The sequence below is a fragment of the Bradyrhizobium sp. FW305-F6 genome (assembly GCF_058782905.1).
Window position 1 is genome coordinate 1 of the sequence record NZ_JBYSYD010000013.1, and the last position, 13,712, is coordinate 13,712.

At 60.3% G+C, this 13,712-nt stretch carries 13 protein-coding genes; 3 read left to right on the plus strand and 10 right to left on the minus strand.

The genetic code is table 11. From position 1 onward, the window contains the following. The 4 genes from AC3WLX_RS35170 to AC3WLX_RS35185 form a co-directional block, all read right to left on the minus strand. The coding region (locus AC3WLX_RS35170) for an HlyD family secretion protein (RefSeq protein ID WP_492339253.1) at positions 1–1,067 on the minus strand (1,067 nt) is incomplete at its 3' end. Continuing rightward, positions 1,060–1,542 carry a MarR family winged helix-turn-helix transcriptional regulator gene (locus AC3WLX_RS35175; protein ID WP_024343403.1) on the minus strand — a complete coding sequence of 161 codons (483 nt, stop codon included), beginning with the start codon at positions 1,540–1,542 and terminating at the stop codon, positions 1,060–1,062. The genes AC3WLX_RS35175 and AC3WLX_RS35170, both read right to left, overlap by 8 nt. 455 nt (positions 1,543–1,997) lie before the next feature. Then, complete coding sequence (locus AC3WLX_RS35180; protein WP_028139161.1) at positions 1,998–2,237, minus strand: acyl carrier protein; 240 nt, start codon at positions 2,235–2,237, stop codon at positions 1,998–2,000. Positions 2,238–2,483: 246 nt separating this feature from the next. Next, positions 2,484–3,083, minus strand: a complete 600-nt coding sequence (locus AC3WLX_RS35185; RefSeq protein WP_024343405.1) for a PepSY domain-containing protein — start codon at positions 3,081–3,083, stop codon at positions 2,484–2,486. Between the two features lie 593 nt (positions 3,084–3,676). Here AC3WLX_RS35185 and AC3WLX_RS35190 point away from each other — a divergent pair. The 3 genes from AC3WLX_RS35190 (at position 3,677) to AC3WLX_RS35200 (ending at position 6,486) form a co-directional block, all read left to right on the plus strand. Further along, on the plus strand, positions 3,677–4,555 hold the full coding sequence (locus AC3WLX_RS35190) for an alpha/beta fold hydrolase (protein ID WP_049820510.1): 879 nt from the start codon (positions 3,677–3,679) through the stop codon (positions 4,553–4,555). Continuing rightward, the gene (locus AC3WLX_RS35195; RefSeq protein WP_049820511.1) at positions 4,552–4,971 is read left to right on the plus strand and encodes a hotdog fold thioesterase; all 420 of its coding nucleotides are present in this window, start codon (positions 4,552–4,554) and stop codon (positions 4,969–4,971) included. Before AC3WLX_RS35190 ends, AC3WLX_RS35195 begins: the two co-directional genes overlap by 4 nt. A 285-nt stretch (positions 4,972–5,256) precedes the next feature. Further along, a complete protein-coding gene (locus AC3WLX_RS35200) occupies positions 5,257–6,486 on the plus strand; it encodes an ABC transporter substrate-binding protein (protein WP_024343408.1) in 1,230 nt (409 codons plus the stop codon). Between the two features lie 403 nt (positions 6,487–6,889). Here AC3WLX_RS35200 and AC3WLX_RS35205 read toward each other — a convergent pair whose 3' ends face one another. Genes AC3WLX_RS35205 through AC3WLX_RS35230 form a run of 6 tightly spaced genes read right to left on the minus strand, consistent with a single transcriptional unit; the run spans position 6,890 to position 13,653 of the window. Beyond that, positions 6,890–8,053 (minus strand): LPD7 domain-containing protein, encoded by a 1,164-nt coding sequence (locus tag AC3WLX_RS35205; RefSeq protein WP_024343409.1) that lies wholly within the window; start codon positions 8,051–8,053, stop codon positions 6,890–6,892. Next, entirely contained in the window at positions 8,037–9,983 is a 1,947-nt protein-coding gene (locus AC3WLX_RS35210; protein ID WP_024343410.1) for a type IV secretory system conjugative DNA transfer family protein, read from the minus strand. The genes AC3WLX_RS35205 and AC3WLX_RS35210 overlap by 17 nt, the downstream gene beginning before the upstream one ends. Next, positions 9,949–10,980: a P-type DNA transfer ATPase VirB11 gene (gene virB11 / locus AC3WLX_RS35215; RefSeq protein WP_024343411.1), complete on the minus strand. Its 1,032-nt coding sequence runs from the start codon at positions 10,978–10,980 to the stop codon at positions 9,949–9,951. Before virB11 ends, AC3WLX_RS35210 begins: the two co-directional genes overlap by 35 nt. Then, on the minus strand, positions 10,977–12,122 hold the full coding sequence (gene virB10, locus AC3WLX_RS35220; RefSeq protein WP_024343412.1) for a type IV secretion system protein VirB10: 1,146 nt from the start codon (positions 12,120–12,122) through the stop codon (positions 10,977–10,979). The genes virB11 and virB10 overlap by 4 nt, the downstream gene beginning before the upstream one ends. 11 nt (positions 12,123–12,133) lie before the next feature. Further along, entirely contained in the window at positions 12,134–12,985 is an 852-nt protein-coding gene (gene virB9, locus AC3WLX_RS35225; RefSeq protein ID WP_024343413.1) for a P-type conjugative transfer protein VirB9, read from the minus strand. Beyond that, positions 12,982–13,653, minus strand: coding sequence for a VirB8 family type IV secretion system protein (locus tag AC3WLX_RS35230; RefSeq protein WP_024343414.1), 672 nt, complete (start codon positions 13,651–13,653; stop codon positions 12,982–12,984). Before AC3WLX_RS35230 ends, virB9 begins: the two co-directional genes overlap by 4 nt. Positions 13,654–13,712 lie beyond the last annotated feature (59 nt).

A 13,712-nucleotide genomic window follows, 5' to 3' on the forward strand; every position in this document is an offset into this window, starting at 1 on the left:
TTCAGCTTGGCGACGTATTTGTCGTGCTCGTCGAAATAGATCCGCACCGGAACGCGCTGCACCACCTTAACGAAATTACCGGTGGCGTTCTGCGGCGGGAGGATCGCGAACTGCGCGCCGGTGCCTGGCGAGAGCGAGCCGATCGTGCCCTTGAACACGTGGTTCGGGAAGGCGTCGACCTCAAGCGTGACGGACTGCCCTTCGGTGACGTGGGTGAGATCGCTCTCCTTCGGATTGGCATCGACCCAGGGGTGCGCGACATCGATGATGGAGAAGACGGGCGTGCCGGCTGCAACGTAGCGTCCGAGCTGGATCTGCTCGACCTGCGTCGCCACGCCTTCCATCGGAGCTCGCAGCACCGTGTGGTCGAGATTGCGCTGCGCATCGTCCAGCTTGGCCTTGGCCTGCGCGTAGGGGGGGAATTGCTCCAGCGGCAATTCGGGGTTGCCGAGCAATTGCGTCTTGGCGTTGGAGAGTTGCTGCTTGATGTATTGCGCCTGCCCGCCGGCGGTGACCAATGCCGTCGAGGCGTTGTCGAGGTCGAGCTGCGAGCCAAAATTGCTCTTCACCAGCGCCTGCTTGCGCTCGACATCGCGCTTCTTCAGATCGATGCCCTGCTGGGCCAGATCGAGCATGTCGCCATAGATCTTGATGTTGGCGACGAGGTTGTCGTAAGTGGTGCGGGCCTGCGCGAGCTGCGCCTTGGCCTCGTCCACCGCGAGGCGGAACGGAACGGGGTCGATCTCGAACAGCTCGTCGCCGCGCTTGACCGATTGGCCCTCCTTCACGATCACCTTCAAAATCTTGCCAGAGATGTCGGGCGTCACCAGCACCTTCTGGGCGCCGACATAGGCATCGTCGGTGCTGACATAACGTCCGCCGTGCAGGTAAAATGCCAGTCCGCCGAGTGTGGCAGCAATGGGCAGCACCACCAACAGAAGGGGACGGCGATAACGGCGCAGACCCGCCATCATGCGGCGGCGCGGTTCGGCAGCGACCTTCCTAGTCGGCTTGCCGTCGGGCGCGGCCTTCTGCTCAGGCGCGAATTTGACGACCTGATCAGCCATAGCGCGGCTCCTTGCGTACCTGCTCGGCTCCAGCATTTTGAATTGCGTTGCGCACGTTTTCCTTGATCGCTTCCAGTTGTGTCAAAAGACGGTGGGCGTCCGCCGGGAGAATGCCGTCGAGCGCGGTCGCCGTGAGTTCGGATCGCAGACCGCTCAATTTGCCGAGCAATTGACGTCCAGCTTTCCGAAGATGAAGCCGTTTGATGCGACGATCGTTTGCATCCCCCCGCCGCTCGATCCAATCGCTCTCGCACAGCTTGTCAACCAGCCGCGTCAACGTGATCGGCTGCATCTCCATCTGATCGGCAAGTTCCGCCTGGCTCATGCCCTCGTTGCGCTCCACCTTGGCCAGGACCGCCCACTGCGCCCGGGTGATGCCAAACCGCGCGGCTTCCTTGTCTGCATACACGCGAAGGACGCGTGTCAGCTCGGCGAGAGTAAACAGAAAATTCTGGTCTACAGAACCGCGGCTCATAAGTTCAATCTCCATAACTTTAATATATTATAAGCTAGCTCATATATAGCAGTCAAGCGCCGGCGCCATACAAAATGCCAGGATGTCCAGGCTGGATGAGAGCCAATGGAGTCAGGAGCGATAGTGCGCTGGCGGTGACAGACGTCTGCTCAGCAACAATTTTGTCGATCATTCTCGGCTCGCGATGGGCGCTCTGGCGGTGGTCAGGCGCTCGGCCAAGACCGATTGGGTCGCCGCTGCCGGACGCCGGCCTGCGGTGAAGCCCTTGGTTGCGCGCAAAGCAGGAGGATCGATACGCGATCCTACGGTGGTGTTCGGCAAAGGGAACGATGGCAGTGCAACCTCGCAAGGCGTCGCCTCGCAACGAATTGCCGCAAACCAAAGGAGGATACGCGACCGCGGGCGATCGATCCCCATCGGCCCACCTACGCAACGCCCGCCGTAGGCATAACTGACTACGTCTTTACTTTGCCTTCAAGATACTGCCTCGCGTCTGCCACGGTGACGATCGACTCTGCGACCTCGTCGGGAATCTCGCAGCCGAAGGCCTCTTCGAAGGCTATGATGAGCTCAATTGTGTCAAGGCTATCGGCACCCAGATCCTCGATAAACCGCGCCGAGTCGGTGATCTTTTCCGGCGCAACATTCAAATGCCGGCCAACTATTTCTCTGATCCGATGGCTAAGGCTATCCACGGCTGGGGTCCCCGATCCGGCACCATCGAACATTGCCGCGTATTCCAAAAACGCGTCAAGGGAGGAAGCGGTTCCCTGTAGCCGCCACAAATGAAAGCCGCGGTGAAGCCCACGGGACATTGATCGACGCTGAAGTGGGCCACGCGCCTCGGATCCGCCGTTATTGCGATGTCGACGACTAACGCCGACTGATGAGGACGTTTAGCCGCACCACGGAGCCGGATCATAGGGAAGGCAAGAGAGCGATCATGGACTCCTTGCTCCGGGCGATTCGAGAATAACCTCCTTCAAGTGGTTGCCGCTAACGATCAAGACGAGGAACTGCAGCTTACCATCGTTGTTCAGAAGACTTGCGCCAATCGCCTTTCCGTCTGCGGCCTTCTCCGCGATAAGCACGGCGTCCGACAATTTTAGCCGAACGCTCTCCAGGGCGACGAAGTTATTCCGATCCTCAGTATCCAGATTCTCGAGGGACATGACGGTTTCATGGCCCGCAACCTCTCCGGTCTTCCCGTCGATTGCATTTTCCCAGATCCGAGCTTTACGGGTCGTTCTTACCTTGTAAACGGCAGACCCCGACGAGCTATCGAAGGTGACATCCGCAGCTCTCGACCCCGCGTGCAGTTGCTGCGCGATCGCGATCGCCCGCCGCAATGACACTTTGGCTTCGCGGAAGAGTTCGAGTTCACGTCTAGCCGCATCATTGTCGGCATCCTCTTTGTCGACTTGAACTGCAGCTTGATCCTGCAAGAGAAGCGTCGTTGCGTCGGACCAAACGATCGCCTGCGACGGCGAGCACGCCACGAGCGGCAGGAGAGGAATGAGATACTGGATTGTCTTTGACATCAGCCATATCCGTAATGATCGAGCCCTTACCCATCTAGCCAACTGCTTCCGCGGGCTCGCTGCATCGCGATGTCTTGTATGCAAGACTATCATAAGCTTGCTTGTTTAAGCAAAACGCGCTATTGTTATTTGGAGACGGCTTAAAACTGTCGCGCGTTGGATGCGGCGCTCGCTTCGTCCATCGTGCAAATAAGAATAGGCGGACGGGATGCGGGACGCCCTCATGAACCAGAAAGCTGGATCAAGCTCGGCGCCAATATCCGCGCTAGTTGGCGCTGGGTTGGCCTTCGGGATAGCCCTCGCTATCCTCAGCCTTATGTATATCCTTTTTGTATGATGCTGCCCTCCACCAATCCCTGTTTTGCAGCAATTCAGCCAGGCTGGATGTTTACAATCAACGCAAAGCGCTTCCACTTGCCAGGAGGATGAGCAATCTGGGACGAAAAGATCGCGATAAGTGCGTTGCACAACGTTCGAAAGATTTGGCAGTTCGAACCAAGTCGGCATGGCTAAGGGGCGATGGAGGAAAGTGATGTTGAGGTCCTTTGCGGATCATTTAGTCGAGCAACAATTCCCTGGTACCGGGTAGTTACATGACGCCGACGATGCTTGCTGGGTACCAGGGCCACCCGATTGCGGCCTCGATCGAAGGGAGTGAGCAGGCCTTCCCAGTCGTCCTGGCGCACGGCGGAGGGCAGACGCGTCGCGCCTGGAAGGGGATTTCAAAACTTCTGGCAAGCCAAGGATTTCGCGCAGTCGCAATCGACATGCGAGGGCATGGCGACAGTTTCTGGGCTAAGGACGGAGCCTATGATATCCGCGATTTTGCAAGTGACCTTGTGGCCATCGCTAACGCGAGCACAAGAAAGCCGGCCTTGATTGGCGCCTCCCTCGGAGGGCTGGCAGGCATTATCGCCGCGGGCGAGCTTAGCCCTGAGAGCTTTGCATCGCTCACACTGGTCGACATCACCCCGCAAATGGAACCAGAAGGTGTGGCCCGGGTGGTCGGCTTTATGGCCGCGCATGCGCGCGAAGGCTTTGCCTCGCCCGAGGAGGCCGCGCAGGTCATCTCCCAATACTTGCCGCATCGGCAAAGCCGGAAGGCTTCGCCGGGGCTTCAGCGGTATCTTCGTCTGGGGGAAAACGGGAGGTACTACTGGCATTGGGATCCCGCATTCATCGAAGGCGTGATGCAGGCCCGAATAACGGACGTCGAACTCATCGATCATCGACGTGCGGCCTTTAGCGCGGCAGCTTCACGATTGCGCTTGCCGGTGCACCTGATCCGGGGAGGGTCAAGTGATCTGGTCTCGCCCGAGGCCGTGGCCCATTTCAGGAGCCTGGTTCCACACGCCCACTATAGTGACATTGCGGACGCCACACATATGGTGGTCGGAGATCAGAACGACGCCTTTGGCCAGGCCATCGTTGAATTTCTGGTTCGTACGCACGGGGCTGAGGTGGCCCGGTGAGTTCGGAGCAGACCAAGCCTTACGATCTCGAGCAATTGCGGGAGCGCCTGCAGGTCGCGCCCTTCCATCGCTGGCTGGGCATCAATCTGGTTACCCTAACCCGGGATGAGCTGATCCTCGAAATGCCTTGGCGCGACGAGATTGTGTCCAATCCTAAGATCGCTTCCGCGCATGGCGGCGTTCTTTCTGCATTGATCGACCTGACGGGGCTGTACACGATCCTCGCATTTGGAGGGACAGCGCGCGCGACCATTGATCTGCACGTGGACTTCCACCGACCTGCAACACCCGGCGCGCTGCGCGCGATTGGCCGACCTGTCAAAATTGGGCGTCAAATGAGCGTTGCCGCAACACGAATCGTCAGTGGTGACGGCGCCCTCCTGGCGAGCGGGAGAGGCGCTTATGTTGGTGGCTAGGCTGACAATGCGCCGTTGTTTGAGCTTGACCAAGATGCCATTCGCTTTGCGTCAGAGCCAACAAGCTGATCGCGGTCAGAAGCTCCGGTGCCACAGCAACTTACCCTTAGGTGCTCGGGTCGGGATCCCGGCCTCAAGTCCTACGCTCGACTCGCCCAGCGGCTTGACAAACGATATGCCTGCTACGTGCTTGGCCTCAGCGACAAGCGCCGAGGCCCCCGGAACGTTATGCGGCACCGTCGCGTCACAAGAAAAGATACTCATCGATAATAAAGGGAGATAAAAATGACTGCCGTTACCGACAAATTCGCCGCTGCTTCTATCGCGCTCACCTTGTTGGGTCTCTCGACGTGCACCGCGCTGGCGCAGAAGAGGTACGATACCGGGGCCACGGACACTGAGATCAAGGTCGGCAACATCATGCCCTATAGCGGCCCGGCATCCGCCTACGGTGTGATCGGCAAGACCGAAGAAGCTTACTTCAGGATGGTCAACGACCGCGGCGGCATCAATGGTCGGAAGATCAATTTCGTCACCTATGACGACGGCTATTCCCCGCCGAAGGCCGTCGAACAGGTTCGCAAGCTCGTCGAAAGCGACGAGGTACTCCTCGTTTTCAATCCGCTCGGCACGCCCTCGAACACTGCGATCCAAAAGTACCTCAATTCCAAGAAAATCCCGCAATTGTTCGTCGCCACCGGCGCCACCAAGTGGAACGATCCGAAGCATTTTCCCTGGACCATGGGCTGGCAACCATCCTACCAGAGCGAAGCCCAGATCTATGCGAAATGGCTGATGAGGGAGAGGCCCGATGCGAAGGTAGCAATTCTCTACCAGAACGATGACTTCGGGAAGGACTACGTGAAGGGTACCAGGGACGGCTTCGGAGCCAAGGCCTCCAGCATCATCATGGAAGAAAGCTATGAAGTTTCCGAGCCGTCGATCGACTCCCATATCGTCAAGATCAAAGCCGCCAATCCCGACGTCCTGCTGATCTACACCACGCCGAAGTTCGGCGCCCAGACCATCAAGAAAACAGGCGAACTCGGCTGGAAGCCGTTGCAGATCATGACCAACGTCTCAGCCTCAGTCGGCAGCGTTATGCAGCCCGCGGGCTTCGACAACGCTCAGGGCGTGATATCTGCGGCCTACGCCAAGGATGCAACTGATCCGCAATGGGCCAAGGACTCCGGCATGATGAAATGGTCCGAATTCATCGACAAGTACATGCCGGGAGCTGACAAGACGGACAGTGGCCACGTCTATGGCTACGGGGCCGCCCAGACCCTGGCGAAGGTGCTTGAAATGTGCGGCGACGATCTGACACGCGCCAATGTCATGAAGCAGGCAGCGAGCCTGAAGGAGTTTACCCCTGACACTCTTCTGCCCGGCATCAAAATCAACACCGGTCCGGCCGACTTCGCGCCGATCAGCTCGCTTCAGCTGATGAAGTTTCAGGGCGAGAAGTGGGAGCTGTTCGGCGACATCATCAATGGCGACGTCGCGACAGAATGATGGTCGAAAAAACGCAGCAACGAGCATGCGCTTAGACGCCAAGCGGCTCGTCAAGGGGAATGGAACGCGCTGGGACTGGGTGGGGCGCTCCAGGGCAATTCAAGCGTAAACTCAGCAAAGCCTCAGACGGCCAGGGCCCTCGGGTCTGGTGAACGGGTGACTGATCGGGTTTGGACTTGGTTGGCAGTGCCATCGTAAGTCACAGCCATCCGACTCCCGAGCAAGAACAACCGTGGGAGTCCCCCCTTTGTTCGAACCATCACCTGGATCGCCGGCATCCGCACTCGTCCGCTGGGGTGACGATTCTGCTTCTCTTGTTCTGCATTGTCGCGACGGTTGGGTTGGCTCGAGCGGAGGTACTTTCCCAAAAGCCCAGTTCGGCTCATTGATTGACCTCGTGAATTCAGCGCTCACGCTCACGCATTCTCGCGCTTTGACCAGTCTGAGCTCGGATCTCCTTATCTCCTTGCGACGGATAACGATCTCGAACCGGTTCCATGACTGTTGCCCGCGCAAACGAATGTCCGTTCTCCAGATGCTGGGCAATGCGCTCCTTGGCGAAAGCCATAATGTTGTGACGAGCATTCTCATCGTTCGGCAGAGCGCGTTCGACAAGCTTGTTGATGACGGCCATCTGGGATTGGGCCGCGAGCAGGTCGGAATCATACGCGGCCGCCGGTCGGTCTGCACGGCGTTCCTCTACCGTCACACTCCACATGTTGCGCCACATCTGGCGCTGTTCAATACGAGCGAGTCCAGTGGCGTCGTCTACTGACTTGATCGCCCTGATGACGGGTACGACGTTATCTCTTCGCAGAGAGATACGGTCGCCAGGCTTGGCGCCACTATCTGCGACGTCTGCTACAATGCCGACGCCCCACACCTGATGTCGCCGGCCATTGTCCAGTTCGATGGCTACATAGGTTGATGGCTCCGCGTCGGCGCGGTTGCGGTAGGGGCCATAACCGACCTCCAGCAGACGTCCGGAAACGCCCTTGTCGTAATCGAGCCTATCCGCCTGTAGTGACCTGTCGGAAGGCGTGCTGGCTCCGACTTCGTTGTTGTGGGCCTGGGCTCGATCCCATCGGATTCGTCGGTCAGCGAGCGCCTGGCGATCGAGCTCGCTTGGTTGATAGCCCTTCACATCCATCCCGCGCGCGCTAGCCTCGAACCAGGCCTCGCGTCGGAACTCGACAGAACCACGGACCTGAAGTGCCTCCCACTGGCGATGTTGTGCCACGCTGACCATGTCCCGGATCACTTCTGCGGCAGCTATGCGGGTGACCAGGCGATCGTCAGTGGTCTTGAACGCGAGGTACTCTTTCCGCTCGTCGGCATAGAGCCGCGCTTCGCGGTCGGATCCATCCTTGTGGAATTCACTGGCCACCACGTAATATTTCCGACGGATGCGGTCCGGAAACGCACTATCTGTGACCTCCGCGGAAGAAGGCTTGTTGGGGGCTGTAGTTGCGGCCTCGTCTTCCCCCTTTTCTCGGGCGGAAGCGTGCCCCGCGCGACGCTGCCGCTGCAGGCTGAATTCCTCGCTCGCGTCATGCCCGCCGTTCATGCTGCTCGCCCTTTTGCTTGCGGCCCGTCCGCCGCGTCGGCGGAATGACCTGAGCGTCGATGTAGTTCAGGGTCCAGGCTTTCAGGTCGTCCTCAGAGAGGCCTTCGAGATCGACATCCACGTCCCCAAAATCGAAGGAGGCGTCGGCGGGAATTGTGGAGGGATCGGCGACCTCCTCGTCGGTCATCGGCCGCGACCGCAATACCGCCTGGAGCTCCGCAACCTCGGAGCGAAGCTCGTTGATCTCGGCGTGAAGCAGTGCTGTCGAGCGACCTTTCGGCAGATTCTGGACAGGCGCGGGTAGCAGGCGTGTGAGGAACGCCTTGTCTTCGTAATAGACGATCTTGTCGGCGACGATCGGCGGAAGGCCGGTGCCCAGGATGAAGGCCTTGGACCTTGGAAGAAGCTTCAGCTCCTGGGGCAGCATCAGGGCGCGCCGATGCTCGGAGACGGTCTCGCTGGTCGACCGCGTTGCCAGCCCTTTCGGTCCGCTGCGGCTGCGCGCTTTGACCGTGTCATAGCCGATGCGCTCCGAGAGTTCATTTGCGACATCCTGTTCTTTCGGCGCGAATACCACTTCGACGGCATGGTTGGTCATGAAGTTGCGGGCCGCATCGATCCCGTAGATCGCCCGCAGCTGGGCCGGACTCTGGACCACGGTCAGCAGACGGATGCCGTAACCGGCGATGAACGCCACCGATTTCGCGAGCACGTTGACATTGCCCAGCGCCGGAAATTCATCGAGCAACAGCAGCACCTTGCGATTGAGTTTGAGATTTTGTTCCGGCAGCTCGCGGGTATTGAGATCGACCACCTGCTGAAAGAACAAGTTCAGAAGCGGCGCCATGCGGTCGAGATTGTCAGGGGTCACGCCGAGATAGATCGACATGAGCCGTTGCCGCAGCTCTCGCAGATCGAAATCATTGGCCGAGGTTGCGGCATCGATGCGGGGATTGAGCCAGAGACCGAGCCGTGCCGTCACGGTTTTGCGCACCGAGTTCATGGTGTTTTCGGACGCAGCGAGAAAATCGTTCAAGGCCGTGACGCAATGCCGCGACAGTGGCGAAGGGCCGGACTTGCGAGTGGCGATGAGTTTCTCAAAATGTGCCTTGAGGTCACTGGCCACGGAGAGCTGGTGCAGGATTTCGCCGATCGTCAATGGAAGACCCGGCGTCTCCGCGACATAACCGCCGATTGCTACGAACGCAGACCGCGCGGCCTCGAACCAGAAGGGATCACCGCGGCTTTCGGCCGGAAACAGCATGACGGAGATGCGTTGCAGATCGTCATAGAGGTCGGCAGGATCCCTGCGCACGTAGCCAAGAGGATTGTAACGCGCGGTGCGACCGTTCTCCTCGAGCGGGTCGAACAGATAGACCTCCTGCCCGTGGGCTGCGCGAAATCCGGCCGAGCGGTCCCAGTTCTCCTTCTTCACATCCAGAACGACGACTGAATCTGGCCAATTGAGCAGGTTCGGAATGACGTAGCCGACACCCTTCCCGGCCCGGGTCGGAGCGTAGACCAGGACGTGTTCCGACCCGCCGAAGCAGAGCAGCGCGCCGTCCTTGCGGCCGAGAAGCACGCCATCTTTGGATCGCAGGCCAGCGGCCTTGATTTCGCGTTCAGACGCGAAGCGCGCGCTGCCGTGCAGCGGGAGAGGACGGTGCCGGAAGATCGCACCGAGCAGCCCAAAGACGACGACCGCGCCGGCAAGGCTCGACAGGGTCAGCCAGCGGTCGAAACGAGGGTCGGCACCGTAGCGGGGCCAGCCGGTGGCGATCTCCGACCAGTGCAGGCCGCCATCGTGAAGCCTGAGCCCCAGCAGCAAAACGTTGGAGGCGACCAGCAGGAACAGTGCGCTGGCCGCGAGCGCGACCGCGAGGCCCTGCGCCGCCTTAACGGAGGTGGTCGCGCTTGCGAACGGGGTCATAGTAGATCTCCGAAATGCGATAGCGACCGTCCCGCTTCCGCATCTGGATGACGACGTCGACGAGAAGCAGCAGCAGCGAGCGGATGTCGTCGCGATGCAGGTCGCGGCCTTCCGCACTTTCCTTGACCAACAAGGTCAGCTGCTCGAAGGCGAGCCGGGCGCTGTCGGCATGAACCGTTGTAATCGATCCTGGATGGCCGGAGTTCACGTTCCGCAGATAAAAGAACGCCGTACCATCGCGCAGCTCCTGCAGCAGAATGCGATCCGGCCGCATCCGCAGGCAGGATTCGAGCAGTTCGCGCGGTCCTATTTTGGCAACGCCCTGCCCGTCCTTGGCGTAAAGCAGCCGCACGCAATTCTGATGAGGGATGACTAGCTCAGCGGTGTCTTCAATGGTGATGAGCCGCTCTTGTGCCGGGATCGCCGCGATCAACGCCTTGGATAGCGTCGTCTTTCCCGAACCAGTCGCCCCGGAAATGATGATGTTGCGGCGAGTTTCGACGGCAAGCTGGAGGAACTCGCGCCAGGCGCCGGCGTCTTTCAGCGCCATGAGCCGATTCTCGTCGGTTGTGAGTTCGTCATCGGCGACACGGACCTCATCGAACAGTTTTGCCTGCTCAAAGGTCTCCAATGTCATCGTCAAACCTGACGGCTTGCGGATGGTAAGACTGACGGTGCCTTCTGGCACCGCCGGCGGGACCACGATCTGGCAGCGCTCCTCGCCGATCAGGGTGGTCGACACCACGGGGTGCTCCGGACCTATGTCTTGACGGGTGTGGCCAGCGGCCGCGGTCGCCAGGTGTGAGAGATAGGCATGCGTCAAAGCTGGCGCTTCGTGCCGGGTCCAGCCGTCAGGTCCTTCCACGAAAACCTCGCCGGGACGGTTGACGATGATTTCGGTCAAGGATTTGTCCGCCAGAAATGGCGCCAACGGCTCGAGATAGCGCGTCAGCACGAGGCGGCTGCCATCGCGCTCGATGGAATGTACGGCGCTCACTTAGTCACCACGGCCGGGGCCGCGAGGCCTCCGGGAACAGTGCGGTCCAAAATCTGCGTGCGGGTCTCGACCCGCCGCAATTGATAGACCGAGGAGAAATCAACATCGCGAGCGACAAAGATGTTGACCAGTTCGCCCTGGTTCTTGTTCAGCGTCGGCGGAATGTTGATCGACTGCTCAACGGCGATTGCCGCGGCGGTATTGGTGGCGCCGGTGGTGTTGTTGATCTGGATGGAGCTGTCCTGCAGCTGCTGGCGCCCGATCGAGGAGGCATCATTGACGACCGACAGCAGCAGTGCTGAGCCAAACCGCTCAAAGAAATGGGTGTCAATGTCGCCGTCGAAGCCGGCGCGCCCCAGCGCATCGGTCGCCGGCGAGGCCAGCGCTGCAATGACGCCGGTCGGCGTTTTGGCGCGAGTCCACAGTACGAACAGGCGTTTTGATCCGCGCCGCACATTGCCGCGATATTCGCCGACCACTTGTGTGCCCTTTTCCATCAGCACCACGTTGCCGGAATCCGACATCACGTCCCGCACGACGACGCAGGAAACGAAACCGGCCACGTCCGAGGACATCGCGGTTTCCAGCACGCACGGGATCGAGGTGCCTTGTGTGACCAGCAGATTGCGGTTGGGGAGCCGCGCCGCGCGCACGCCCTCGATCGGCGTGGGCTTCAGCTTGTCGGCGAGGTCATTGCGCGGCTCGCCCCGGCCAAACCCGTAAGAGTCGGTGACGACACCTCCTGTCACGCTGTCGTGGGCCGCCCGCCCAGCAGAACTTGGCCGGTTATAGGCCAGCACGGGCGCGCGCCGGGCGCTCTCCAGAAGCTGGTCGGAGGCGGGTGCCGGAGCCGCTGGCGTGGCTGGGACCGGAGCGCCTCCAATTGAGGCCGTGGTAACAGGCACGGCCGGCGCTTCCGGGAGGGGCTCGAAGGCCGCCGCCTGGCGGATCACCAGCTTCCGGGCGGAATCGCTGACCGGCTTATCGCCTTTCCAGGTCCCCCAGATGATCAGAGCGGCAAAGGCGGTGAGCGCCAGCGCACCGAAGCCGCGTTTGAGCATTGCCGTTCGGCCATTGTCCCCTCCGCCCACTGGCGTAATGCCGCGGTCGCCGGCGATCGTCTCATCTTGATGTTCGGTCATATCGCCCTCGCCTATCGCGGCCTTGGGGTTAGTGGTGATTTCTTCGCCCGCCGCTCGATCGATGGGCTGGTGGTATTGGTGCCCGGGTTAATCCCCACCGCGTCGAATGCTTCGTTGAAAATGCAGAGAACGTTGTCGCCTTTGCGCAGCCTGAACTCCCGCGCCGTGGCATGAACCACCACGAGCTCCCCGCGGACGTCTTTTGGCACGAGGCTTTCCGAGCCGTCGGAGTTGATCAGATAGATCGCGGGGACTTCGCGGTTGCCTGCGAAGCGGAACGTGGTCTCCTTGCCGTCGTCGAAAACAGCTTCGGGCTCGAGGTCGATCGATCCCTGCGCCGAAAAACGCCAATTGCGCGCGCCATAGGCATGATGCAAGTCGAAGGTCTGGTCGATCAGCGCGCCTTCCCGCTCGGCGCCGCGCGCGGCCGCCTCAGTGCGCCGGCGCTCTATCTCGTCGCCGGGATAGGCGAAGCGGACGACGAAGTAACTCTCCGCGAGCGTCGTCTCGGCAATTGACAACTCGAATTGATACGAGCGCTTGCGTCCGTCAGGGCGCGTGGTGACGACCTGCAAATTGGTTGGTGGATGTTTCTCTCGGGGTTTAAGGAACAGGATTGAGCCCGCCGGTGCGACCTCCCATGCAATCGCGTCACCAATCGCGACATGCGCAACCTCCTCATCGTCGGCAAACAACACCTGTGTTGATGCCCGAATCACGCCGTTGACCTTGACGACGTTGGCCGGATCGTAGGTCACGGTTCTCACGCGGGCATCATGTTGACCTGGTGACGGCTGTTGCAAGGCCATTGCCGGCCCCGCGAATCCGAGGGCGAAAATCATCAAGAGAGCGAAGGATTTCATGGCACGACCTCCGGATCGGCGCGATATTCCGAGACCAGAAAGCCGAGAGGATTAATGAGACGGTCGGCGGAGGACATTGGCGCGTTGGCATAGGTGAACGTCAGGGTCGAGACCCAATGGGTGATGCGGGTTTCCTCGCCTTTGCGGCTCTCTCTCATAAAGCGCACCGAGGCGACATTGTCGGCCAGGAGCGAGATCGCCTTGATCCGCACGGTCGCAACGCCGAAACGGCCCTGAACGACTTGCGGGCTTTCGGGATTGGAGCCCCGGTACCAGACCGCGAACCGTGCCTGTTCGCCCTGCCCCGAGAGTAGCGAAATGGTGCGAAAATTGGTTTCGGCCTCCGGATAACTGTAACCTTCGCGCGCGCGGACGTAGCGACCAAGAAAATACTTGGTAACGGCTTCATCGTAACGCGCCGGCGTTGAATTGAGGGCGGAGACGGTGTCCACAATGCCGGTGGCATTATCGACCCGGATCACGAACGGCTCGACCGTCTTCAGCGGCGCAAGTGCTGCGACTGCGCCAACCGAGGCGACCGCCAACGCGCAGGCAACCGCGGCAATCACCCATGCTGTTCGACGCGAGCGATGGGCCGATAGCAGGAGATCCTGTTCCCATCGCCGCGCATTGTCGAAATAAGCTTTCAGCTCATCGTGGCCGACCATCTTAGGCCTCCTTGCCGCAGGAACGGTAAGAGGCTGCAACGTCGACTTGGTGGCCTGAT

Coding starts and splice junctions, on each gene's coding strand:
- AC3WLX_RS35175 (WP_024343403.1), bottom strand. CDS start 1,542: ATGAGCCGCGGTTCTGTAGACCAGAATTTTCTGTTTACTCTCGCCGAG.
- AC3WLX_RS35185 (WP_024343405.1), bottom strand. CDS start 3,083: ATGTCAAAGACAATCCAGTATCTCATTCCTCTCCTGCCGCTCGTGGCG.
- AC3WLX_RS35190 (WP_049820510.1), top strand. CDS start 3,677: ATGACGCCGACGATGCTTGCTGGGTACCAGGGCCACCCGATTGCGGCC.
- AC3WLX_RS35200 (WP_024343408.1), top strand. CDS start 5,257: ATGACTGCCGTTACCGACAAATTCGCCGCTGCTTCTATCGCGCTCACC.
- AC3WLX_RS35205 (WP_024343409.1), bottom strand. CDS start 8,053: ATGAACGGCGGGCATGACGCGAGCGAGGAATTCAGCCTGCAGCGGCAG.
- AC3WLX_RS35210 (WP_024343410.1), bottom strand. CDS start 9,983: ATGACCCCGTTCGCAAGCGCGACCACCTCCGTTAAGGCGGCGCAGGGC.
- virB10 (WP_024343412.1), bottom strand. CDS start 12,122: ATGACCGAACATCAAGATGAGACGATCGCCGGCGACCGCGGCATTACG.
- virB9 (WP_024343413.1), bottom strand. CDS start 12,985: ATGAAATCCTTCGCTCTCTTGATGATTTTCGCCCTCGGATTCGCGGGG.
- AC3WLX_RS35230 (WP_024343414.1), bottom strand. CDS start 13,653: ATGGTCGGCCACGATGAGCTGAAAGCTTATTTCGACAATGCGCGGCGA.